The organism is Serratia sp. N21D137, from assembly GCF_047530005.1.
GTDB lineage: Bacteria > Pseudomonadota > Gammaproteobacteria > Enterobacterales > Enterobacteriaceae > Chania > Chania fonticola_B.
Window position 1 is genome coordinate 155,648 of the sequence record NZ_JBLJAJ010000002.1, and the last position, 22,560, is coordinate 178,207.

Genomic DNA, 22,560 nt, shown 5'->3' on the forward strand with positions numbered 1-22,560 from the left:
GATTTGACCGAATTCTGGGCTCATTCGCGTGAAGAACAAGCAGTTGAACCTATTGCGCCAAAATTTAGGTTGCGCTGCTGAGATAAATTAGTAATATATGCCGCCGTTGCCAAGACAACTTGCAAGATGTTAAAGCAGCAAGGAAATTAGTAGTAAACCACGATAGTGGGTCGTTAGCTCAGTTGGTAGAGCAGTTGACTTTTAATCAATTGGTCGCAGGTTCGAATCCTGCACGACCCACCAATTCTTAATGAGTTGGTAAAGCTGGAATCGTGAAGGATGAGAACCGTCAAAGGTTCGAGCCGACCGTAGGGAGACCACGGCATGGCCGCTAATCCTGCACGACCCACCAATTCATAGTGAATTGGTAAAGAGTGGAGTAGTAACCACGACAGTGGGTGATTAGCTCAGTTGGTAGAGCATCTCCTTTACACGGAGGGGGTCGGCGGTTCGAGCCCGTCATCACCCACCACGACAGTGGGTCGTTAGCTCAGTTGGTAGAGCAGTTGACTTTTAATCAATTGGTCGCAGGTTCGAATCCTGCACGACCCACCATTTTTAAGATTTAATTGTGAGTCAAATCGTGAGGATAAGAATCGTTAGAGGTTCGAGCCGAGCGAAGCGAGACAACGGCAAAAGCCGCTAATCCTGCCAGGCCCACCATTATGTGCAGTCGAGTCCTTCCTCGTTGCTCTTGTATTAAGAAGTAAACCACGTCAGTGGGTCGTTAGCTCAGTTGGTAGAGCAGTTGACTTTTAATCAATTGGTCGCAGGTTCGAATCCTGCACGACCCACCAATTCTTGATGAATTGGTAAAGAATTGCAGTCGAGTCCCTCTCGTTGCTAACGCGGTTCAGCAGTAAACCACATCAGTGGGTCGTTAGCTCAGTTGGTAGAGCAGTTGACTTTTAATCAATTGGTCGCAGGTTCGAATCCTGCACGACCCACCATCTTAAAAATTCCAAAGCACTAAAATCCAAACTCCAGCACGTCATATCGCACCAGTCGTGCGGGTGAGATCCTGCGCTCAGGTTCGAGTCTCGCTTGCGAGACAACGGCGGCAGCCGGTCATCCTGCCAGACCCACCATCTTAAAAATTCCAAAGCACTAAACTTCAAACTCCAGCACGTCATATCGCACCAGTCGTGCGGGTGAGATCCTGCGTTCAGGTTCGAGTCTCGCTTGCAAGACAACGGCGGCAGCCGATCATCCTGCCAGACCCACTCACCCACAAATCACCGCTCCAAGCCGTTATCTTTTGAACTCAAAGCTTCTCATTTCAACCCAAAATTTCAGCCCATTAAACAAATCTGCCCATGGCAAGAAATGTTAAGCGACTTTTAGTCAAAAATTAGGTATTTTGTTTAGTATATAAAACGAGGCGGTTGAGCAAGCGGCAAGATACAGCCTAAAAAGCAGACCCACAACCTAGCATAGAGATAACAGCGATGAGTGAAATGTTTGATGTCAATGCGGCGATATATCCATTCCCGCCGAAACCGGTGCCGTTAGACGTCGCAGAGAAGGCTTTTTATCGGCAGAAGATCAAAACCTTGCTCAAGCAGCGTGATGCGGTCCTGGTAGCCCATTACTACACCGATCCGGAGATCCAGGCGCTGGCCGAAGAGACTGGCGGTTGCGTCGCTGATTCATTGGAGATGGCGCGTTTCGGCAGCCAACATCCTGCGTCTACTTTGCTGGTTGCTGGCGTGCGTTTTATGGGGGAGACGGCCAAAATCCTCAGCCCGGAAAAACAGGTGCTGATGCCAACGCTGCATGCCGAGTGCTCGCTGGACCTCGGTTGTCCTGAGGCAGAGTTCGCCGCGTTCTGCGATAGCCATCCAGATCGGACCGTGGTGGTGTACGCCAATACCTCAGCAGCCGTCAAAGCGCGTGCCGATTGGGTGGTTACTTCCAGCATTGCCGTTGAGCTGATTGAACATCTCGATAGCCTGGGGGAGAAAATCATCTGGGCGCCGGATCGCCATCTGGGCAATTATGTGCAGAAGCAGACTGGGGCGGACGTGCTGTGCTGGCAGGGGGCCTGTATCGTCCATGACGAGTTTAAAACCCAGGCGCTGATACGTATGAAAGCCTTATACCCGGAGGCTGCGATACTGGTGCATCCAGAGTCACCGCAGGCGATCGTCGATCTGGCTGATGCCGTCGGTTCGACCAGCCAACTGATCCAGGCGGCGGTAACCTTGCCCAACCGGCAACTGATCGTGGCCACCGATCGCGGTATCTTCTACAAGATGCAGCAAGCTTGTCCGGATAAAGAACTGTTTGAAGCTCCTACTGCCGGTGAGGGGGCCACCTGTCGTAGCTGTGCCCACTGCCCGTGGATGGCGATGAACGGCCTGAAGGCTATTGCCGAAGGGCTGGAACAAGGGGGCTCACAGCATGAGATTTTTGTTGATGGCGCACTGCGTGACAAGGCGCTGATCCCGCTCAACCGCATGCTGGACTTTGCAGCGCAGTTGAAAATGCAGGTTAAAGGCAACGCCTGAATCCAGGCTTACGTTTTTTAAGGAATAGACATGAGCTTTTTCAGCACCGGCAACATTCTGGTCCATATTCCGATTGGCGCAGGGGGTTATGACCTGTCGTGGATTGAGGCCATCGGCACGCTGTTTGGTTTACTCTGTATCTGGTATGCCAGCAAAGAGAAAATCATCAACTATCTGTTTGGCCTGATCAACGTCACGCTGTTTGCGGTGATCTTTTTTCAGATCCAACTGTACGCCAGCCTGTTGCTGCAACTGTTTTTCTTCGTGGCCAATATTTACGGCTGGTACGCCTGGAGCCGTCAGACGCAGGATAATCAGGCCGAATTGCAGATCCGTTGGTTACCGCTGCCTAAAGCATTGGCATGGGGGGCGGTGTGCGTGGTTGGTATTGCGTTGATGACGTTTAATATCGACCGGGTATTTGCCTATCTGACGCAAATTGCGGTGGCGGTCATGCAGGGGCTGGGCCTTAACGTACAGATGCCAGAACTGCAACCGGATGCTTTCCCGTTCTGGGATTCAGCCATGATGGTACTGTCTATCGTCGCCATGATCCTGATGACGCGCAAATACGTCGAAAACTGGCTACTGTGGGTAGTGATTGATGTGATCAGCGTGGCGATCTTTGCTTACCAGGGCGTGTACGCCATGGCGCTGGAATACGTCATTTTGACGCTGATTGCTCTCAATGGCTCCTGGCTATGGGTACGCAGCGCCGCGAAGAATCACTCCCAACCTCTTTCTTCAGCACCTTGATACGTCAGGGGCGTAACCAGCGCCCCTGGATGTTAATGATGATGCCCCAGATGGCTGGAGTGTGAGTGGTCACTCGCAATACCACAGTCAGGGGTATCACAATGCTGGTACTCCATCTGGATCGTCGCATGGCCAATCTGGTAATGCTCCAGCAAATAGGCCTGGATGCGGCGTAACAGCCCGTCATGATCGTGTGGCGGGATCACTTGGGCGTGGAGCGTCATCAGCTTTTGCTCGCCAATCTGCCAGACATGCACGTGATGGATGTTACGGACTTCCGGAATATTCAGGCACAGATCCTTTTGCAGCTTATTGATATCTACCTCCTGCGGTGTTCCCTCCAGCAGTTCATGGAAACTCTCCTTCAGCAGGCGCCAGGCGCTGCGCAATACCAGGCAGGAAACCAGGACCGAGAGTATCGGATCGATGGGGGTCCAGCCGGTAGTCAGAATGATGATGGCTGCTGCGATCGCCCCGACTGAGCCGAGCAGGTCCCCAAGAACATGTAGGGCGGCGGCACGCACGTTGATATTTTTCTCTTCATTGCCGCGGTGCAGCAGCCAGAAGGCGAACAGGTTAGCCAGCAGACCCGCTACGGCGATCACCAGCATTGGGGTACCCATCACTGGCTGTGGTTCGAAGAAACGCCGTACGGCCTCCCACAGGATGAATACGACGATCAGCAGTAATGCGGCAGCATTGATAAAGGCGGCCAATGTGGTTAGGCGCAGATAGCCAAAAGTATGGCGGGCGTTGGGTTTGCGCTGTGAGAAGTGCACCGCCATCAGGGCGACGAGCAGGGCTGCGGAATCCGTCAGCATATGCCCGGCGTCTGCCAGCAGCGCCAGTGAGCCAGAAAGCAACCCGCCCACGGCCTCAACAACCATGAAGAGGGTGGTGACTAAAAATGCGGCTAGTAGGCGCTTACTGTTGCCGTCTTTAGGTTGATGGACATGGGAAGCTCCAGTCATTACTTATCCTTATTGCAAAGTTTGTCGGGTGCCAAAGTCCAATCTTGGCCGTTACTTAGCTCATTATAGGCTGCCCTGGTAGAGAGCTGAATATTTGCCGATGGTGATTATGGGATCTAAAGGTGATTTACAGCGCAAGCCTCACAAGCTAGATTGGTGAAATCTACTCTACGCGCTGTGCGATACACCCGATACCGAATGGAAAAGTGATGAATTACCAAAACGACGACTTACGCATTAAAGAAATCAAGGAACTCCTGCCGCCGGTGGCCCTGTTGGAAAAGTTTCCGGCTTCGGCTCAGGCAGCAGAGACGGTGTCACTGGCTCGCCAATCGATCCACAACATCCTGCGTGGCAATGACGATCGCCTGTTGGTGGTGATTGGGCCTTGTTCCATTCACGATACCAAAGCGGCGAAAGAGTATGCCGCGCGCCTGATGACCCTGCGCCAGGAGCTCAACGGTGAGCTGGAAGTAGTGATGCGCGTCTATTTTGAAAAACCACGTACCACCGTTGGCTGGAAAGGGCTGATCAACGATCCGCAAATGGATAACAGCTTCCAGATTAACGAAGGCCTGCGCCTGGCGCGTAAGCTCCTGTTGGATATCAATGACGGCGGCTTGCCTGCTGCGGGCGAGTTCCTGGATATGATCACTCCGCAATACCTGGCAGATTTGATGAGCTGGGGAGCGATCGGCGCACGCACCACGGAATCTCAGGTGCATCGTGAACTGGCCTCTGGCCTGTCTTGCCCGGTGGGCTTCAAAAACGGCACCGACGGCACCATCAAAGTCGCGATCGATGCTATCAATGCCGCTGGCGCACCGCACTGTTTCCTGTCCGTCACCAAATGGGGTCATTCCGCGATTGTTAACACCAGCGGCAATGGTGACTGCCACATTATTCTGCGTGGTGGCAAAGAGCCAAACTACAGCGCGGCCCATGTGAAAGAAGTGAAAGAGGGGCTGGCCAAAGCGGGTCTGCCTGCACAGGTGATGATCGACTTCAGCCACGCCAACAGCAGCAAGCAGTTTAAAAAACAGCTGGAGGTGAACGCGGACGTTTGCCAGCAGCTGCGTGGTGGTGAAAAAGCTATTATCGGGGTGATGATCGAAAGTCACCTGGTGGAAGGAAATCAAAACCTGGAAAGCGGCGAGCCGCTGGTTTACGGCAAAAGCGTGACCGATGCCTGTATTGGCTGGGAAGATACCGAAACCGTACTGCGCGATCTGGCCGCAGCGGTGAAGGCGCGCCGTAGCCGATAAGCTATCCATGTTTGTAGCCCTGCAGCATTGCTGCGGGGCCAAACCTGGTGAGTATCCTTTAGCAATAATAACACCAGAATAAAATCTGAAATTATACTAATTTCGTGGAGCATTCCTCGTTCTGCTGCTCCTTTTCTGATAATGTCACCAGCCATAATTTTTATTTGCAGGTAAAATCTTATTTGTCCCAACGCTGTTTTCATCTCGCGCAACTGTTACTAGTCACACACAATTTGCTCTTGCTGCGTAGTATGATTATGATGATGCGTTTTTTACAACCAAAATACCCAATCTAAAAATAAGGGCATGATGGTTAATGACTTTAATTTCAGGATGAATAGCTGATGGAAAACAATAGTTCTCGGCATCAAATTTATTTTCGTGGTACGGGCGGGGAGTATTTCTCAATCTGGCTGGTTAACATATTACTGACGGCTATTACGTTGGGAATATACTCAGCCTGGGCAACGGTGCGTCGTCGTCGTTATTTTTATGGCAATACCGAATTGAATGGCGACCGCTTTGATTACCACGCGCAGCCAATGCAAATACTCAAGGGTCGTCTGCTGGTGATCGGCGCCGTGATCCTGTTCTATATTCTTTTATTTATCAGCCCATTGCTTGGCATGATTGCCATGCTGGCACTCCTTGCGTTGATCCCTTGGATTATCATCCGTAGCTGGCGTTATAACGCTATTATGTCTAGCTATCGTGGTGTTCGCTTCAATTACTTATGCCAGACCGGGCGCGCCTACTGGGTATTACTGTTCTGTCCGATACTGCTAGTGATTGGCCTGTATGCGGTTATGATCGTATTGGGTTTGATTGGCAGCAGTCTGGGCAGCCCGACTGCGATCCTTGTGCTGGCCGCTATTACGGTCATCCTGTTTGTACCGATGCTGGCCGCTATCAATGGTATCCTGGCTACCCTGCAACATGATCTGTATGTGAACAACCTGCGTTTTGGCACTTCCCCCTTTGTGGCCGAATTCAAGAAAGCAGAGTTCATTAAGATTGCACTGTTCAGCCTGCTGATCTTCTTGCCATTCCTGGTCATTGCCTTGGTCTTGGTTGGCTCGTTCTTTGTCAGCTTATTCCAAATGGCGCTGTTTGGCGGTATGTCCGATGCAATGTTACAAGCTCAGATGGCAAATAATATTGGTAGCCTGTTCATGATGATGTTGGTGCTGTTGCTAGGTGTGATGGTTTCCAGCAGTTATATGGTTGTCGCTCAGCGTAACTACGTGTTTAACCAAACCACCTTACAAGGTGAGGTTAAACTGCGTTCTTCCATGCAGACTCTGCCGTATATGGGACTGTTGATCACCAACAGCCTGATCACCGTGTTCTCATTGGGCCTTGCAGCTCCGGTGGCACACGTACGCCATGCTCGCTATATTGCTGAGTCAACTCAGGTTGAAGGTGATCTGTCGCTGTTGTCGGTACAGGCTCATCACGATACGGCCAATACCGCTATCGCTGAAGAAGCCGTACAGGCGCTCGATCTGGGCACCAGTTTTTGAGTAAAGACTGATGATCCTTGAAGGACACTACCAGTGCCCTGGCCGGGCCGCCCAACAGGCGGCCCGGCTGCTGTTAAACGATATGGGTGATGGGGTAACGCTGCAACATGATGGTGAACATCGCTATTTTTCTTTAGCGCAAATTTCCGTTTCCGATTCATTGGGCCGCATTCCGCTGACCTTGACCTTCCCAGACGGTGGACGATTTGTACCTGCCTATGATGCGTCATTCCGCCAGTGGTTTTATCAACGCCGTTCACCGGGGTTGGTGCACCGCTTAGAGCGTTATAAGCGTGGCGTGTTGCTGACGTTGTTGCTAACCGTTTTGTTGACCCTGGCCTATGTTTTCCTGGTTCTCCCTTGGGCGAGCAGTGAAATCGCCATGCGCATTCCTACCGCGGCGGAACAGAAGCTGGGTAAACATACGCTCGATTTCCTGCAAACCAGTGGCTTCAAGCCGTCGCAATTGCCTGCCGAGAAACAGCAGGCGATACAGAAGCTATTCTTGCAGGTGATGCCGGAGCAGATGCGGCACGAGCGCACTCCGCTCAAATTGAAATTGCTGGCGGTGCCTGAGGTTGCCAATGCGTTCATGTTACCTGACGGGACTTTGGTGATCACCGACGATCTTGCCAAGTTGGCGGCCAATGAAGACGGCCTGGCTGCGGTGATGCTCCATGAAATGGGACATCATGCGTACCGTCATCCCATGCGTATGGTGGTGCGTTCATCCCTGGTGGCCCTGACGTTTATGTGGATGACCGGCGATGTCAGCGGCATCGGCGATACTTTGCTGCAATCGGCCTCATTTATGCATGAAATGCAGTTCTCCCGCAGCGTGGAGCGTGAGGCAGACGACTGGGCAATCGCGGAAATGCAGCGCCAGGGGCGTTCGTTATTAGCGATGGAAGATCTTTACCGCGCATTGCAACAGGCGGCAAGCACGTCAAGCGTGGCACTAGAGGTGCCTGAGTGGTTAAGCACCCATCCAGAGATGCAGGCGCGTTTGCAGGTTATCGAAGCAGCCAGGATCAAAGAGCAATAAAAAAAGCCCCCGGCTCAACACCGGGGGCTTGTTGCTTTTCAGGGGCGAAAACTTACTTCGCTTTACCTTGGTTGGCGACGGCCGCAGCTTTGGCTGCGATCTCATCGGCATTACCCAGGTAGTAACGTTTGATTGGCTTGAAGTTCTCATCGAACTCATACACCAACGGCACGCCGGTTGGGATATTCAGCTCGAGGATCTCGTCTTCGCTCAGGTTATCCAGATATTTCACCAGTGCACGCAGGGAGTTACCGTGAGCCGCGACGATCACGCGCTCACCGTTCTTGATGCGTGGCAGGATCTCTTCGTCCCAGTAAGGGATAACGCGATCGATGGTCAACGCCAGGCTTTCGGTCAGTGGCAATTCTTTTTCGCTCAGCGCTGAGTAACGCGGATCGTGGCCCGGGTAGCGCTCATCTTCTTTGGTCAGCTCTGGCGGTGTGACTGCGAAGCCGCGACGCCATTGTTTGACCTGCTCGTCACCGTATTTTTCTGCGGTTTCAGCCTTGTTCAGACCCTGCAGCGCGCCGTAATGGCGTTCGTTCAGCTTCCAGGACTTTTCGGTAGGCAACCAGGCCTGGTCCAACTCATCCAGAATGTTCCACAGAGTGTGGATAGCACGCTTCAGTACGGAGGTGTAAGCGAAATCGAAAGAGAAACCTTCGTCTTTCAACAGCTTGCCCGCTGCTTTTGCTTCGGTACGGCCTTTGTCGGACAGATCGACATCATACCAACCGGTGAAGCGGTTTTCGTTGTTCCACTGGCTTTCGCCGTGGCGCACCAGAACCAGCTTAGTTACAGCCATAGCTTAACTCCTTAATAATCTGAAGGTTTAATGATAACGAATATCATTATATTCTGCTGCTGCTTACTCGGCAATCGATATACCCGTGAATATATCCACTAAAAGTCGAGGGTTTCGTACGACGTGCGACATTGTCTAACCCTTACTGCCACTAGGCATAGTGTTAACCATAGCCAATTTTTGGCCGCAAGGTAAGAGGGGCGCAAAGGAAAAAGCTGAATCGTTCAGGCTGGTTGAAGGGCGCGAACGAGAGCTATTCATCCGCGCCACAGCGTTAATGTATCAGGCGGTTTTTTTCAGGCAGCTACTCATAAAGGTTTTACGCTCGTCACCTTTCAGGCTCTTTTTAGCGGCGTCGGCATTACAGTCTTTCATCTTCTGCTGCTGTGGTGTCAGGGCCTTCTCGGTATGGTGGCCTTCGGCCTTCAGGCAGGTGCTCATGAAGGTGGTACGGTCAGAACCTTTCAGCGATTGGGTGGTAGCCTGTTGATTACAATCGGTCATGCGTTTTTGCTGGGCAGCCTGCGCCGGAGAAGGCGTTTTTGCTGCGGTGTCGGCAGCCATCAGGTTGGTGCTCAGCAATAAACCTGCCAGTAATGGAAGTGCAGTAATCAGACGCATTAGGTGTTCCTTCAGCTATTGAACGGCCAGCAGGCCGAAAATTGTGATATCACTCACGGGTTTGTGCATACCACGGTAGCCTGATTCTAGTGCGGGGTTGGCAATAAGGAAAGGTAACGGCCTGGAGACGCAATGTAAGTAATTATAACAATCACGCCCCTTACCGCATGACAAGGGGCGTGGCGGCTCAGATAGGAATAAGCTGATAGTGCGTTGCGCTCTGATAACGCTGGCCAGGCAGTAGCCAACAGTCCGGCTGTGGCCATTCTGGGTGGTTCGGGCTGTCCGGTAGGAACTCGCTTTCCAGCGCTACGCCGGCGTAATTCTGGTAGCTACCGCCGTCGCGCGCCGGTGTGCCACCCAAATAATTACCGCTGTAGAGCTGGAGCGCTGGCGCGGTGGTGAACACCGTCATCGCGACCTTGCCGTCGGCAGACCACAGGTGAGCCGCCGGGCTTGCCAACCCGTGGCAGGTATCGTGTAACAGGTAAGCATGGTCGTAACCCTTAACCCGTTGCTGATCGCGGTCGCGTAATAAATCTTGCTGCAGGGTTTTCGGCTGGCGGAAATCCATCCCGGTTCCTGCCACCGCCGTCAGTTCGGCACAGGGGATGCCATCGCCGTCCACGGGCAGATAACGGTCGGCGAACAGTTGCAAGCGCTGTTGTCGGGCGTCGTGGCCTGCGCCATCCAGATTGAAATAAGCATGGTTGGTCAGATTGACCGGGCAGGCGCGATCGGTCTGTGCCTGATACTCAATCTCCAGCCGGTGTTCGGCGGTGAGTCGATAAGTCAGCGTAACGTCGAGGTTGCCAGGGAAGCCCTGGTCACCGTCTGGCGAATGGAGTTGATAAACCACCTGCTGCTCATCCTGCTTTACTATCTGCCAGCGGCGAGCGTGGAAGCCGTTTGGCCCGCCGTGCAGTTGATGCTCCCCTTGATTAGCGATCAGCGGGTGTGGCTTGCCATCGATGTTTAGGCTGGCATGTGCAATACGGTTGGCATAGCGCCCGACCGTGGCCCCCAGATAGGCCCCCTGGTGCAGATAGTCCTGCGGGGTTTGGCATCCCAGCAGCAGCTCACGTTGCTCCCCTGATTTCAACGGTAGCAAGGCGGAAAGCCAGGTTGCGCCCCAATCCATCAACGTGACCGTCATTCCCGCGGCATTTTTCAGGGTGGTGAGAATAAAGGGCTGGCCGTCTGGGGCAACGGCGGAGTTATCACTCAGCATAGACCGGATCCTTGTGAAGCTTTGCAGACGTAGAAGGTTTCTTGCAGGCCGTTGGTTCGCAGTGGATATTCGCGGGCTACCGCCGTACGTACCGACTCTACCAGATCCTGCGGCATCAAGGCCACGATGCACCCCCCAAAGCCCCCTCCGGTCATACGCACACCGCCACGATCGCCAATGACCTCTTTCACAATCTCGACCAGCGTATCGATAGGGGGCACGGTAATTTCAAAATCATCACGCATCGACGCGTGTGATTCAGCCATCAGTTTGCCCATCAGCTTCAGGTTGCCAGCGGCCAAGGCATCGGCAGCGGCCAGGGTGCGATCGTTTTCGGTGATCACATGGCGCGCCCGTTTGGCCACGATCGGATCCAGTTCGTGCAGGATCGGGAAGAACAGATCCGGGCTGACGTCGCGCAGCGCCTTGACGCCGAAGAAGCGAGCCGCCGCTTCGCACTGTTGCCGGCGGGTGTTGTATTCGCTGTCGACCAGGCCGCGTTTGACGTTGGAGTTGATGATCACCACGGCGACATCGGCTGGCATTGGCACCGCCCGAGTTTCCAAAGAGCGGCAGTCGATCAGCAGGGCGTGATCTTTCTTGCCCAACGCAGAAATCAGCTGATCCATAATGCCGCAGTTGCAGCCGACAAACTGGTTTTCCGCTTCCTGGCCATTCAGCGCCAGCGCTACGCCGTCCAACGGCAATTGATAGAGCGCCTGCAACACCTGCCCGACGGCCACTTCCAGTGAGGCGGAAGAGCTGAGCCCGGCGCCCTGCGGGACGTTGCCGCTGATCACCAGATCGGCACCGCCAAAATTGGCATCGCGGGTCTGCAGGTGTTTCACCACGCCGCGCACATAGTCGGCCCAGCGCAGATTGGCGTGGCTGACGATAGGCTCATCCAGCGAAAACTGATCCTGCTGGTTCTCGTAATCGGCGGCCAATACGCGGATCTTGCGATCGTTACGTGGAGCCCCGCTGATCACGGTTTGATAATCAATGGCGCAGGGCAGGACGAAGCCGTCGTTGTAATCGGTGTGTTCGCCGATCAGATTGACTCGTCCCGGAGCCTGGATCGTCAGGGTGGGTGCGTAGCCAAAGTGTTCGGTAAACAGGGCTTGGGTAAGTTGCTTCAGACTCATTATTTCACTCCGGCTTCGCGGTAATGGATATCACTGACCGCACGCAGGCGTTCAGCGGCTTGTTCTGCGGTGAGGTCGCGTTGGGTTTCCGCCAGCATTTCATAGCCCACCATAAATTTACGCACCGTGGCGCTGCGCAGTAACGGCGGGTAGAAGTGGGCATGCAGTTGCCAGTGGCGGTTATCGGCCTGGTTGAAGGGCGCGCCGTGCCAGCCCATGGAGTAAGGGAAAGAGCATTGGAACAGGTTGTCATAGCGGCTGGTGAGTTTCTTCAGCGCAATGGCCAGATCGCGGCTTTGTGCTGCACTAAGGTCGGTCAGGCGCTGTACCGGCGCTTTTGGCAGCAACAGCGTTTCAAACGGCCAGGCTGCCCAGTAAGGGACAACCGCCAACCAGTGCTCGGTTTCCACCACCGTACGGCTGCCGTCGGCCTGCTCGCGTTGAGCATAGTCCACCAGCATGGCGGATTGATGCTGGCTGAAATACTCCTGTTGCAGGCGATCTTCTCGTTCGGCTTCATTCGGCAAGAAGCTGTTGGCCCATACCTGACCATGCGGGTGAGGATTGGAACAGCCCATCGCGGCCCCTTTATTTTCAAACACCTGTACCCAGGGGTAGCTGCGCCCCAGATCGGCGGTCTGTTCCTGCCAGGTGGCGATCACCTGTTCCAGTGCGGGTAGCGTCAGCTGCGGTAGCGTTTTACTGTGATCGGGGGAGAAGCAGATCACCCGGCTGGTGCCACGGGCGCTTTGGCAACGCATCAGCGGATCGTCACTTTCCGGCGCCTGCGGGGTATCTTGCATCAGGGCGGCAAAATCATTGGTGAACACGTAGGTGCCTGGATAGTCAGGGTTTTTATCACCGGTTACGCGCGTGTTGCCGGGGCAAAGGAAGCAGTCGGGATCGTGTGCTGGCAGTGTTTCCTGAGCGGGGGATTCCTGTTGGCCCTGCCACGGGCGTTTGGCCCGGTGCGGAGATACCAGCACCCATTGCCCGGTAAGGGGATTAAAACGGCGATGTGGATGATCGATAGGATTGAAATCAGGCATTGCGCTTCCTTTATCTAGCGACGGGGCTAATTGTAATCGCTTTCACCTGCTGCGTGACCGACTATAGCCGAGTGCATTTTGGAAAATAATGGCTAGAAGATAGCACGGCCGCGGTGAGAAAAAGGTGATCTAGCGCGAAAAATGGAATCGCTTACATCGATTGAGGCTTTAATTCGGTTGAGGTAGGCAAGGCAGCAGGGTGGGTTAAGTGGTAGCGATTACACTGGACAGGCCGGCAGAGAACTCTGCCGGCCTGGAGGGGGACTAATATTGGTAAGCCGGGTAGGTAAAGAACAGCAAATGGACCAGATTTAGCCCAAAGTGGAAGAGAATGGGCACCCACAGACGGCCGCTCCACATCCAGGCCAGGCCATAAATCACCCCTGCCAGCGTGGCAAATGCCACCATCAACATGCCACCGGCAAAGTGAGCGGCTCCAAACAGCAGGGCGGTGATAATCAGTGCCGGATAGGCACCCAGCCACTGGCGCAGACGCTGCTGCAAATAGCCACGGAACAGCGCTTCTTCGGCCATCGAAACAAAAAACAGGTTGGCCATAATGAAGGCCAGGATCCAGGAGGGTAGATGCAGCTCAACTTTCAGCCCACCGAGCGCCACCGCCAACAGCAGCACCGCAGGTATGCAGAGCACCAGGATCAGCCAGGCGCTGACGCCTACTTGTTTGTCAGGCTTGCCCGCGTTAAATAGCGTTGGCAGGCAGGCTAACAGCAGAAAGGGGACCAGTGCCTTATCGAAGTTGTAATACATGGAATACAGCGAGCTCATCGGGCCCACTTTGACCTGATCGACCATCAATTGGTTATTGAAGCCCGGTATCAGGTGATTAAACAGAGCGATTGAGCAGGCGACTAAAAATACCTCCAGCGCTAGCGCGATGCTGCGCTGCTGGCGATAGTGTTGATGAAGCCAGATGGCAATGGCGATAACCGCCAGATAGCCCAGCCCGACGGGCGTCAGGACATGATGGTAAACCCCCATTGCAGCAGCCGCCGCCAATACTACTGAGGCAATCAGCCGGTTAAATGGCAAAAAAAACAACGAAGCCGAAAGTACGCCCCACATAATAGCTATCCCTTTAAATAGATACACGGCGCTCAATGCCGGAAATCCGGCGTGTTAATGTCTGGTTAAATATAAATGAGCACTAAATGGGATAGTAGCACAACAGGATGAATATAAAGGTCGGGACAGTAGTTAATCGTGCTTATAACGGCTAACTAGCTGTTTCTAATTGTGCTGCATGACTCCCTCCTGTCTCAAACTGATGGTGTCGTGGTTTTAACCGCGCATCCACGCCTGCGAACGCATAACCTCCCCAAGGTTCTGCAAGGTCTCCAGGCTCTGCTGGTGGATCTCTTCCGTTGGGGCGGCGCACAGATCTTGTAGCACCGTTACCTGTAAGCCTGCATCGTGCGCCTGTCGGGCGGTACTCTCAATGGCAAGCGGGGTGCTGATACCGCCCAATAACAGGTGGTGGCAGCGGTGCTGCTGTAACCAGGCTAACAAATTGTTACCGGCAAACGCGCTGAGCCCTTTCTTTTCCAGGCACAGATCCTCGGTTTTTACCTCCAGACCGGCCAGCCAATGGCATCCCCCGTTACTTAAACGCAGTGCGCCGATATGTTTGAGCTGATTGAACAGCGGCGAGTGTCGGGGAATATCGTGGTAATTGTCGGCAAAACCGGTGCGCAACCAAATCACCGGGATTTTACGCACCCGCGCGTAGGCCGCAGCAGCATTGACGTGCGCGATCACATCACGCGTTACGAGCTGTTCGTGGCAGTGATTCGCCCGCCCTTTAGGGCCAGCCAGATCTTCAATCAGGTCAATCATAATCAGCGCGGCGGACATACCTTCTCCAAAAACGTTTCTGTACCCTTTAAGGATAAAAGGCCAAATGTGATGCGTAGTGGAGGAAGTGTTGCCGGATATGTCCTCAGGATGAGCGCTGTAGCACTCACCCCCGAGTATGTTAAGCCAGGACGTCTTGCTGATAGCGGTAGCCATCGCCTTCAGGGATGAAGGAGAAACGGTGGGTGATACATTGCGGCGCGTCTTCTGCGTGGTGTGAAACAAACAGCAACTGGGTTGAGCCCTGTTGGATCAACACATCTACGAAGCGCCTTACCAATTGGCGGTTTAGCGGATCCAGGCCTTGCAGTGGCTCATCGAGGATCAGCAGCGCCGGATGTTTGACTAATGCCCGGGCGATCAGCGCCAGGCGTTGCTGGCCCCAGGACAGGCTATGGAAGGGAGCATCGCCCATAGCGCCAAGCCCGAGCAGCGCCAGCCATTGTGAGGTCAACTGATGCTGACGATCGGAAACTGCCTGATAAATACCGATCGAATCAAAGAAACCGGACAGGATCACGTTACGCACGCTGGAGCTGACCCGATAGTCCAGGTGCAGGCTGCTGCTGACGTAGCCGATATGGCGTTTGATATCCCAGATGGTTTCTCCACTACCGCGTCGGCGGCCAAACAGCGTCAGATCGTTGCTGTAGCCTTGCGGATGATCGCCGGTGATCAGGCTGAGCAGGGTGGATTTTCCCGCCCCGTTCGGGCCGACGATCTGCCAGTTTTCACCGGGGTTAACCTGCCAACTGAGTTGGTTGAGGATGGGGCGATCGTTGTAGCTGACTACGCCATCACGCAGAACGATCAGTGGCCGATCGTCCGGCAGCCTGATGACCTGTGTGGGATCTTCGGTTTCTGGCAGCGTCAAGCCGTTGAGATTTTCACTGTGCGCCAGTTGGGCGACTAGCGCATCGGCCATCACCTGTTGCCGTGGCCCCTGGCTGGTGAGGGTGCAATCGGCCAGTACGCCGACCTGCTCAATGAAGTCTGGGATTTCATCAAACCGGTTGAGCACCAGGACCACGGTATAACCTTGCTGTGAAAGTTCGCCAAGCAGAGTGGCGAGCTGAGCGCGTGAATTGACGTCCAGCCCGTCGAACGGCTCATCGAGGATCAATAAATCGGGCTGGGCCATCAGGGCACGGCACAGCAGAGTTTTGCGGGTCTCACCGGTAGAGAGATATTTGAAACGGCGCGTAAGCAGCGGCGTGATACCAAACTGCTCAGCCAACTGTGTGCAGCGAGCGGGATCGTTGAGCTCTTCCTGAATGATTTCCGCCGTCGTGCGCCCGGTGTCGTCTTCGTCCTGGCTAAGCAGGTCGGTATTGTTGCGTTGCCATTCGTCGCTGACCAGCTTTTGCAACTGCTCAAAGGAGAGCCGCACTACTTGACGAAAATCACTGTGGCGTTCGCCTTTCAGCAACGTCAGCTCACCGGCCAGCGCCCGGGCCAGCGCGGATTTCCCGCTGCCGTTAGCCCCGACGAATGCCCAGCTATCGCCGGACTGAATATCAAGCCGATCCAGCTCCAGCGTGCGGGTATCGCTTAGACGAAATGAACCTTGCGAAATGTGCAACGACGACATCCTATGTTCCCTATTCTGCAATTAATTTCCTTAGAAATAGGCGCTAGCGGAAAAGATGTCAATCGGCAATACTGCAACGTGACGTTGCGTTTAACACAACGTCGCGACAATCACCCGATCGGCATTGAACAAGGCGTGTACCGGCGTGCCGACGCTCAGTTTCAACTGTGCCAGTTCCTGGTTGCTGACGGTGGCGCATAGCGTTTCTCCGCCGTTAAGCGTGACCAGAACCTCACTGTGATCGCTACCAGGCTGAATACTGGCTACGCTTCCCGGCAGCGCATTATCGGCCAGGCCGGTCGAAGCCGGATCGGTACTGAGTTTCACCCAAGGCGCTTTAATCAGGGCTAACACCTCTTTGCCCGGCGTCAACTGTAGCCGGTCGGCGCTTTGCTGAGTCACGGCAGCGGTCAGGCGGGTGTTGCCGTCGGCCAGCAGCAGGCTGATATGCTGTTGGACCTGCTGATGGTCGCGTTCAATCACGGTGCCGAAAAACTGGTTGCGGGCGCTGGTCTGCAAGGAAAAACGGGCGATGGCGGCCAACAGGCTGTCCAACGGCAGAGAGTCCTGCTGCAACACGTTAAAGGCCTTCTGCTGGATTTGGCCCAGCAGATCGTAAAGTTGGATCAGCCGCAGGCCATAACGGGTCACCTGCGCGCCGCCGCCGCCTTTGCCGCCGGTAGCGCGTTCGACCACCGTCTGCTCGGCCAGCTGATTCATCTCGTTGATGGCATCCCAGGCGCTTTTGTAGCTGATCCCCGCCAGTTTGGCTCCCTGGCTGATCGAGCCGGTATGCACCACTTGCTTGAGCAGCGCGATGCGGCGTGGGTCAGCGAACAGTTTCTGCTGCAGCTTTAAGGTAAGGAGGATCTCGGCCTGCATGATGGGTCCTTATAAGGCAGTAAGTCAGGCTATTGTCGCCGATTTGCCGCAAAGCGCCAACTGAGCACGTTTAGCCGGTTACAAATTTCCCGCAGTCGGTAAAATAACCGCGTTTTCGCCTGCGTTTTGGTTTACAGTGAAGCCTACGCAGCGGTTTAAAGCAGTCAAGTGAGGCTACGATGTTAGAATTATTGAAAAGTCTGTTGTTTGCCGTGGTCATGGTGCCGGTAGTGATGGCCATTATTTTAGGCTTGATTTATGGCTTGGGCGAGGTGTTCAACATCTTCTCCAAAGTTGGCCATCCTAAAGAAAACCGCAGCTAATCCCCCTCCCAAATGCCCGCCGAGCTCTCTTGGCGGGTATTTCTCAAGTTATCTCTCGCTTTGCCGATAAACCGCATGACAATCGTTCTCGCTGCGTTATATTATTTTTTACATAGCGATGTGATGATGGTTAACTTGCGGAGAAAACAATGAAACAGCAATGGATTAACTGGGTTGGCGGTGTGGCATTGGCTTGCGGGCTGGTGGCACAGGTTTCTGCGGCGGAGAAAATCACCGTGTTTGCCGCAGCCTCGCTGACCAACGCCTTACAAGATATCGCCACCGAATACCAGAAAGGCAAAGACGTCGAAGTCGTCTCCTCTTTTGCTTCCTCCTCAACGCTGGCACGCCAGATTGAGCAAGGGGCGCCTGCGGATATGTTTATCTCTGCCGATCAGCAATGGATGGATTACGCCATCGATAAGCAGCAGATAGTGAAAGACACTCGTTATACTCTGCTAGGCAACGAACTGGTGCTGATCGCCGCCAAATCGGCCAAACAAGATAAAATCACTATCAACAAGCAAACCGACTGGGCCAAATTGCTCAACGGTGGCCGCCTGTCCGTAGGCGATCCGGATCATGTTCCTGCGGGCATCTACGCCAAAGAAGCGTTGCAGAACCTGGGGGCATGGACCACGCTGGAACCTCAGCTGGCGCGGGCCAATAACGTGCGCAGCGCTATGGCCATGGTTGAGCGCGAAGAAGCCCCGCTGGGTATCGTTTACGGCTCGGACGCCGTGGCCAGCGACAAGGTCAAAGTGATTGCCATCTTCCCGGAAGACAGCCACAAGCCGGTTGAGTATCCAATGGCCATCGTTAAAGATCACCAGACGCCAGCCGTGACGGCTTTCTACGATTACCTGACGACTCCGGCCGCTGCGGCTATCTTCGAACGTTATGGATTCACCCCGCGTAAATGATATTAAGTGAGTATGAATGGCAGGCGGTCGAACTGAGCCTGAAAGTCTCCAGCCTGGCGGTGATCTGCAGTTTGCCGCTGGGTATTTTAATGGCCTGGATCCTGGTTCGCTGCAATTTCCCCGGTAAATCGTTGTTGGATAGCATTGTTCATCTGCCGTTAGTCTTGCCACCGGTGGTGGTGGGCTATCTGCTGCTGATTGCCATGGGGCGGCGCGGCTTTATCGGCGAATGGTTATATAACTGGTTTGGTTTCAGCTTCAGTTTCAGCTGGCGCGGTGCCGCCCTGGCTTCGGCGGTGGTGGCATTCCCGCTGATGGTACGTGCTATCCGCATGTCGCTGGAAGCGGTAGATATCCGCTTGGAACAGGCGGCCCGTACCCTGGGTGCCAACCCGTGGCGGGTATTTTTCACCATCACCTTACCGCTTTCGCTTCCCGGTGTGATCGTTGGCGTGGTGCTGGCCTTTGCCCGCTCTTTGGGCGAGTTTGGCGCCACCATCACCTTTGTTTCCAATATCCCTGGTGAAACCCGTACCATCCCGCTGGCAATGTACACCCTGATCGAAACGCCAGGGGCCGAGGCGGCGGCAGCGCGTTTGTGCGTGATTGCCATCGTGCTGGCCCTGGCTGCCCTGATGGTTTCCGAATGGCTGGCCCGCTGGGGCCGCAAGCGTATGGGCTTATAGATGTTAGAACTGGATTTCTCCCAGCAGCTTGGCGATCTCAATCTCAACGTGCAGGCTAATCTGCCGGCTCAGGGGATCACCGCGATCTTCGGGCTTTCCGGGGCCGGTAAAACTTCCTTGATCAATGCTATCGGCGGCCTGACGCTGGTGCAGCAGGGGCGTATTGTGCTTAATGGCCGCACACTGGTAGATACCGCCAGTGGTGTCTGTCTGCCACCTGAAAAGCGCCGTGTTGGCTATGTTTTCCAGGATGCGCGCCTGTTCCCGCATTATCGCGTTCGCGGCAACTTGCAATACGGCATGGCGGCCAGTATGCGCGGCCAGTTTGACAGCATTGTCGAGCTGTTGGGGATTGCGCCGTTGCTGAACCGTTTGCCTTTGACCCTGTCCGGCGGAGAGAAACAGCGTGTCGCGATTGGTCGGGCGCTGTTGACCGCGCCGGAACTGTTGCTGATGGATGAACCGCTGGCCTCGCTCGATATGCCACGCAAGCGTGAGCTGCTACCATATCTGGAGCGGCTGGCGCAGGACGTCAATATCCCCATTCTCTATGTCAGCCACAGCATGGACGAGATCTTGCGCCTGGCAGAGCAGGTGATGGTATTGGATCACGGCCAGGTGCGTGCGTACGGCGGGTTGGAGGAGGTTTGGGCCAGCAGCGCGCTGCGGCCTTGGCTACAGCGAGAAGATCAGAGCAGCGTGTTGAGCGTGAGCGTGATTGAACATCACCCGCGCTATGCCATGACCGCGCTGGCACTGGGCGATCAGCGGCTGTGGGTCGGCGGTATTGAAGCGCCGGTCGGTAGCCAGATGCGTATTCGTATCAACGCTGCCGACGTTTCTTTAGTGCTGCAACCGCCAGCCAACAGCAGCATTCGTAATATTTTGCCCGCCAAGGTGGCGGAGTGTCTGGATGTGGCAGGGCAGGTTGAAGTGAAGCTGATGGTCGGGGAAAACATCCTCTGGGCGCGCATCACCCCATGGGCACGTGACGATCTGGCTATCAGGCCCGGTCAGTGGCTGTATGCACAGGTCAAGAGCGTGTCGATCAGCCGCGATGGCCCCTCACCCCAACCCTCTCCCACAGGGAGAGGGAGCTATTAGCCCCTGCTCTTTTGGAAGTAAAGAGATGATCTTAGCAATGGAGATCGCTCCTGCAACCAAGGTGAATCAACGGGTACTCATGAAGAGTCACGATCCTCTTTTGGTAGTAAATAGGTCATTTCAGCAACTGCGATCGCACCTTCATCCAAGGTGAATCAGCAGGTGATCATGAAGGATTACGATACTTTTAGCCCACTCGATCGGTTCCCTCTCCCTGTGGGAGAGGGTTAGGGTGAGGGGTCGTTTTTGTTAATTCAGCACACGAGAACGGATCACTTCGGCAATACCTGGCTGCAGGTGATCGGCAATCACCAGGTCTGCACGTTCCTTGATGGCATTATCGGCATTACCCATGGCAACGCCCAGCCCAACGGCCTCAAGCATGCTCAGGTCGTTGTAGTTGTCACCAAAGGCGACCACCTGATCCATGCTCAACCCCTGTGACTCCACCCACTGCTGCAGGCGTTTACCCTTGCTGTTACCGCCTTTGGCAATGTCCACCTGATCGTGCCAGGACCATTCACAGGCCAGGCCCAGTTCTTTTTCTACCATTTCGGCAAAGCTGCGCAGCGCTGGGAGATCGCTATGTGAAGTGGCAAACTTCCAGATGGCCTGCGCGTCATCCGCCGCCTGCATCAGGCTGTTGACCTGCAACAACGTTGGGCGCTGGGCTACCGGCAAAGTCTCAGACCAAGCCAGCGAACGGATCACATGACCGCTTGTTTCCTGATACAGCATGGCGTCGTCCACATACATCAGGCCGTGAATAGCGTTTTGCTTGAGCAGTTGCAGTACCTGCTTGGCCTGCTCTTTTGCCAACGGATCGGACGCCAGTACCTTTTTCTGCTGGAAGTCGTACAGATAGGTGCCGTTACAACAAATGGCTGGCGTATCGATTTGCAGCGCCTGATAGAACGGGTGGATAGCCACGTGATGACGGCCGGTGACCACTACGACTTTCACCCCGGCGGCGCGGGCTTCCTCCAGCGCCGCCAGCGACTGCGGTAAGATACGTTTCTGGTTGTCTAGCAAAGTGCCGTCTAAATCGAGGGCAATAACACGGTAGCTCATAGCGGTCTCATTATAGTTAGCAAGAAAATTACCTCGATGGTACACCGGATAACCGTTCGATAAAACTGCGTAACCTGCCAGGGTTGCCATGTCACAAATGTCGCGTAAGCTAGAACAAACTGAAACCGGTTACCCTTTCTCATTAAGGAGAGCAAATGAAGCAAATCGTTTATGTCGCCAGCCCGGAGAGCCAGCAGATCCACGTATGGCAGTTAGACGACAAGGGCGCACTGGCGCTGCTGCAAACGGTCGAGGTCGCGGGGCAGGTGCAGCCGATGGCGATCCACCCGGACAAGACTCATCTGTATGTTGGGGTACGTCCGGCGTTTGGCATTGTCAGCTACCGTATCGCGGAAGATGGCACGCTGCATGAGGCAGGGATGGCACCACTGCCAGGCAGCCCAACCCATATTTCCACCGATTTGCAGGGCCGTTATCTGTTCTCCGCGTCTTACAGCGGCAACTGTGCCAGCATCAGCCCGATTGGCCATGATGGCGTAGTGCTTGCGCCTACCCAGCAGATCGATGGCCTGACCGCGCCGCATTCGGCCAATATTGACCCGACCAATCAATTGCTGCTGGTGCCATGTCTGAAAGAGGACCGCATCCGTCTGTTCAATCTGAGCCAACAGGGCCAACAGGGCCAACTGACGCCACACGGCCAAGAGGCGGTAGCGACGGCAAGCGGCGCAGGCCCGCGCCATATGGCATTCCATGGTAACGATAAATTCGCTTACTGCGTCAATGAGCTGGATGGCACGGTAGATGTGTTCGCTATCGAAGCCAACGGTGGTAAATATACGCTGGTGCAAAGCCTGGACATGATGCCTGCCGATTTCACCGGCACCCGCTGGGCGGCGGATATCCACCTCACGCCAAACGGTCGTTTCCTGTATACCAGCGATCGCACCGCCAGCATTTTAACCGTGTTCAGCGTCTCGGAAGACGGCAGCAAGATTGCGGTGGTTGGCCACCATGCCACAGAAGAGCAGCCACGCGGTTTCAATATCGATCACAGCGGTCGCTTCGTGATTGCGGCAGGGCAGAAATCTGGTCATATCGGCGTGTATCAGATTGACCAAAACAGCGGTGAGCTGACGGATCTGGCGCGTTACCCGGTGGGCAAAGGCCCAATGTGGGTGAGCGTACTGGCAAAATAATGGGTTAAAAATCGGGGCGAAGCGCTT

Annotated in this window: 21 protein-coding genes and 5 tRNA genes; 15 read left to right on the top strand and 11 right to left on the bottom strand. The window is 54.6% G+C overall.

The window, feature by feature from the left end; all coding sequences use genetic code 11:
- Nucleotides 1-167: 167 nt before the first annotated feature.
- The 7 genes from ACMV5H_RS02555 to pnuC all read left to right on the top strand — a co-directional run bounded on the left by ACMV5H_RS02555 (nt 168) and on the right by pnuC (nt 3,266).
- Nucleotides 168-243: transfer RNA gene (locus tag ACMV5H_RS02555), tRNA-Lys, on the top strand.
- A gap of 153 nt (nt 244-396) precedes the next feature.
- Nucleotides 397-472: transfer RNA gene (locus tag ACMV5H_RS02560), tRNA-Val, on the top strand.
- Nucleotides 473-479: 7 nt separating this feature from the next.
- Nucleotides 480-555: transfer RNA gene (locus ACMV5H_RS02565), tRNA-Lys, on the top strand.
- 166 nt (nt 556-721) lie between these two features.
- Nucleotides 722-797: transfer RNA gene (locus tag ACMV5H_RS02570), tRNA-Lys, on the top strand.
- Nucleotides 798-874: 77 nt separating this feature from the next.
- A tRNA-Lys gene (locus ACMV5H_RS02575) sits at nt 875-950 on the top strand.
- Nucleotides 951-1,448: 498 nt separating this feature from the next.
- A complete protein-coding gene (nadA, locus tag ACMV5H_RS02580; RefSeq protein ID WP_115158777.1) occupies nt 1,449-2,510 on the top strand; it encodes a quinolinate synthase NadA in 1,062 nt (353 codons plus the stop codon).
- 30 nt (nt 2,511-2,540) lie between these two features.
- Complete coding sequence (gene pnuC, locus ACMV5H_RS02585; protein WP_115158778.1) at nt 2,541-3,266, top strand: nicotinamide riboside transporter PnuC; 726 nt, start codon at nt 2,541-2,543, stop codon at nt 3,264-3,266.
- A gap of 32 nt (nt 3,267-3,298) precedes the next feature.
- Here the strand turns inward: pnuC and zitB are convergent, their stop codons facing one another.
- A complete protein-coding gene (gene zitB, locus ACMV5H_RS02590) occupies nt 3,299-4,237 on the bottom strand; it encodes a CDF family zinc transporter ZitB (RefSeq protein WP_021805253.1) in 939 nt (312 codons plus the stop codon).
- 209 nt (nt 4,238-4,446) lie between these two features.
- On the opposite strand from zitB, the gene aroG reads away from it, so the two are divergent.
- From aroG to ACMV5H_RS02605, 3 genes are all read left to right on the top strand, one after another.
- Complete coding sequence (gene aroG, locus ACMV5H_RS02595) at nt 4,447-5,502, top strand: 3-deoxy-7-phosphoheptulonate synthase AroG (protein ID WP_021180323.1); 1,056 nt, start codon at nt 4,447-4,449, stop codon at nt 5,500-5,502.
- A 344-nt stretch (nt 5,503-5,846) separates the two neighbouring features.
- Complete coding sequence (locus tag ACMV5H_RS02600) at nt 5,847-7,025, top strand: YjgN family protein (protein WP_414821404.1); 1,179 nt, start codon at nt 5,847-5,849, stop codon at nt 7,023-7,025.
- Nucleotides 7,026-7,035: 10 nt separating this feature from the next.
- Complete coding sequence (locus ACMV5H_RS02605) at nt 7,036-8,070, top strand: M48 family metallopeptidase (protein WP_414821405.1); 1,035 nt, start codon at nt 7,036-7,038, stop codon at nt 8,068-8,070.
- Nucleotides 8,071-8,122: 52 nt separating this feature from the next.
- Here ACMV5H_RS02605 and gpmA read toward each other — a convergent pair whose 3' ends face one another.
- The 9 genes from gpmA to modE all read right to left on the bottom strand — a co-directional run bounded on the left by gpmA (nt 8,123) and on the right by modE (nt 17,266).
- Complete coding sequence (gene gpmA, locus ACMV5H_RS02610; RefSeq protein ID WP_059200177.1) at nt 8,123-8,875, bottom strand: 2,3-diphosphoglycerate-dependent phosphoglycerate mutase; 753 nt, start codon at nt 8,873-8,875, stop codon at nt 8,123-8,125.
- A 282-nt stretch (nt 8,876-9,157) separates the two neighbouring features.
- Nucleotides 9,158-9,496, bottom strand: coding sequence for a PsiF family protein (locus ACMV5H_RS02615; RefSeq protein WP_024483131.1), 339 nt, complete (start codon nt 9,494-9,496; stop codon nt 9,158-9,160).
- Between the two features lie 187 nt (nt 9,497-9,683).
- Nucleotides 9,684-10,727: a galactose-1-epimerase gene (galM, locus tag ACMV5H_RS02620; RefSeq protein ID WP_021805249.1), complete on the bottom strand. Its 1,044-nt coding sequence runs from the start codon at nt 10,725-10,727 to the stop codon at nt 9,684-9,686.
- Nucleotides 10,721-11,872 (bottom strand): galactokinase, encoded by a 1,152-nt coding sequence (gene galK / locus ACMV5H_RS02625; RefSeq protein WP_414821406.1) that lies wholly within the window; start codon nt 11,870-11,872, stop codon nt 10,721-10,723. The genes galM and galK overlap by 7 nt, the downstream gene beginning before the upstream one ends.
- Nucleotides 11,872-12,921, bottom strand: a complete 1,050-nt coding sequence (gene galT / locus ACMV5H_RS02630) for a galactose-1-phosphate uridylyltransferase (protein ID WP_021180330.1) — start codon at nt 12,919-12,921, stop codon at nt 11,872-11,874. Before galT ends, galK begins: the two co-directional genes overlap by 1 nt.
- A 264-nt stretch (nt 12,922-13,185) precedes the next feature.
- On the bottom strand, nt 13,186-14,004 hold the full coding sequence (locus ACMV5H_RS02635; protein ID WP_414821407.1) for a lysostaphin resistance A-like protein: 819 nt from the start codon (nt 14,002-14,004) through the stop codon (nt 13,186-13,188).
- 216 nt (nt 14,005-14,220) lie between these two features.
- On the bottom strand, nt 14,221-14,793 hold the full coding sequence (locus ACMV5H_RS02640) for a cysteine hydrolase family protein (protein ID WP_094982690.1): 573 nt from the start codon (nt 14,791-14,793) through the stop codon (nt 14,221-14,223).
- Between the two features lie 121 nt (nt 14,794-14,914).
- The gene (gene modF / locus ACMV5H_RS02645) at nt 14,915-16,384 is read right to left on the bottom strand and encodes a molybdate ABC transporter ATP-binding protein ModF (RefSeq protein WP_414821408.1); all 1,470 of its coding nucleotides are present in this window, start codon (nt 16,382-16,384) and stop codon (nt 14,915-14,917) included.
- A gap of 90 nt (nt 16,385-16,474) precedes the next feature.
- Nucleotides 16,475-17,266, bottom strand: a complete 792-nt coding sequence (gene modE, locus ACMV5H_RS02650; RefSeq protein WP_414821409.1) for a molybdenum-dependent transcriptional regulator — start codon at nt 17,264-17,266, stop codon at nt 16,475-16,477.
- A gap of 179 nt (nt 17,267-17,445) precedes the next feature.
- Here modE and ACMV5H_RS02655 point away from each other — a divergent pair, with 179 nt between their 5' ends.
- From ACMV5H_RS02655 to modC, 4 genes are all read left to right on the top strand, one after another.
- Nucleotides 17,446-17,589: an AcrZ family multidrug efflux pump-associated protein gene (locus ACMV5H_RS02655; protein WP_021180335.1), complete on the top strand. Its 144-nt coding sequence runs from the start codon at nt 17,446-17,448 to the stop codon at nt 17,587-17,589.
- A gap of 149 nt (nt 17,590-17,738) precedes the next feature.
- Nucleotides 17,739-18,512: a molybdate ABC transporter substrate-binding protein gene (gene modA, locus ACMV5H_RS02660; protein ID WP_414821410.1), complete on the top strand. Its 774-nt coding sequence runs from the start codon at nt 17,739-17,741 to the stop codon at nt 18,510-18,512.
- On the top strand, nt 18,509-19,198 hold the full coding sequence (gene modB, locus ACMV5H_RS02665; RefSeq protein ID WP_021180337.1) for a molybdate ABC transporter permease subunit: 690 nt from the start codon (nt 18,509-18,511) through the stop codon (nt 19,196-19,198). The genes modA and modB overlap by 4 nt, the downstream gene beginning before the upstream one ends.
- On the top strand, nt 19,199-20,302 hold the full coding sequence (gene modC / locus ACMV5H_RS02670) for a molybdenum ABC transporter ATP-binding protein ModC (protein WP_021805242.1): 1,104 nt from the start codon (nt 19,199-19,201) through the stop codon (nt 20,300-20,302).
- 249 nt (nt 20,303-20,551) lie between these two features.
- Here the strand turns inward: modC and ACMV5H_RS02675 are convergent, their stop codons facing one another.
- Complete coding sequence (locus tag ACMV5H_RS02675) at nt 20,552-21,373, bottom strand: pyridoxal phosphatase (RefSeq protein WP_059200182.1); 822 nt, start codon at nt 21,371-21,373, stop codon at nt 20,552-20,554.
- A gap of 155 nt (nt 21,374-21,528) precedes the next feature.
- Between ACMV5H_RS02675 and pgl the strand changes: the two genes are divergently transcribed.
- Entirely contained in the window at nt 21,529-22,533 is a 1,005-nt protein-coding gene (pgl, locus tag ACMV5H_RS02680; RefSeq protein ID WP_414821411.1) for a 6-phosphogluconolactonase, read from the top strand.
- Nucleotides 22,534-22,560: the final 27 nt, after the last annotated feature.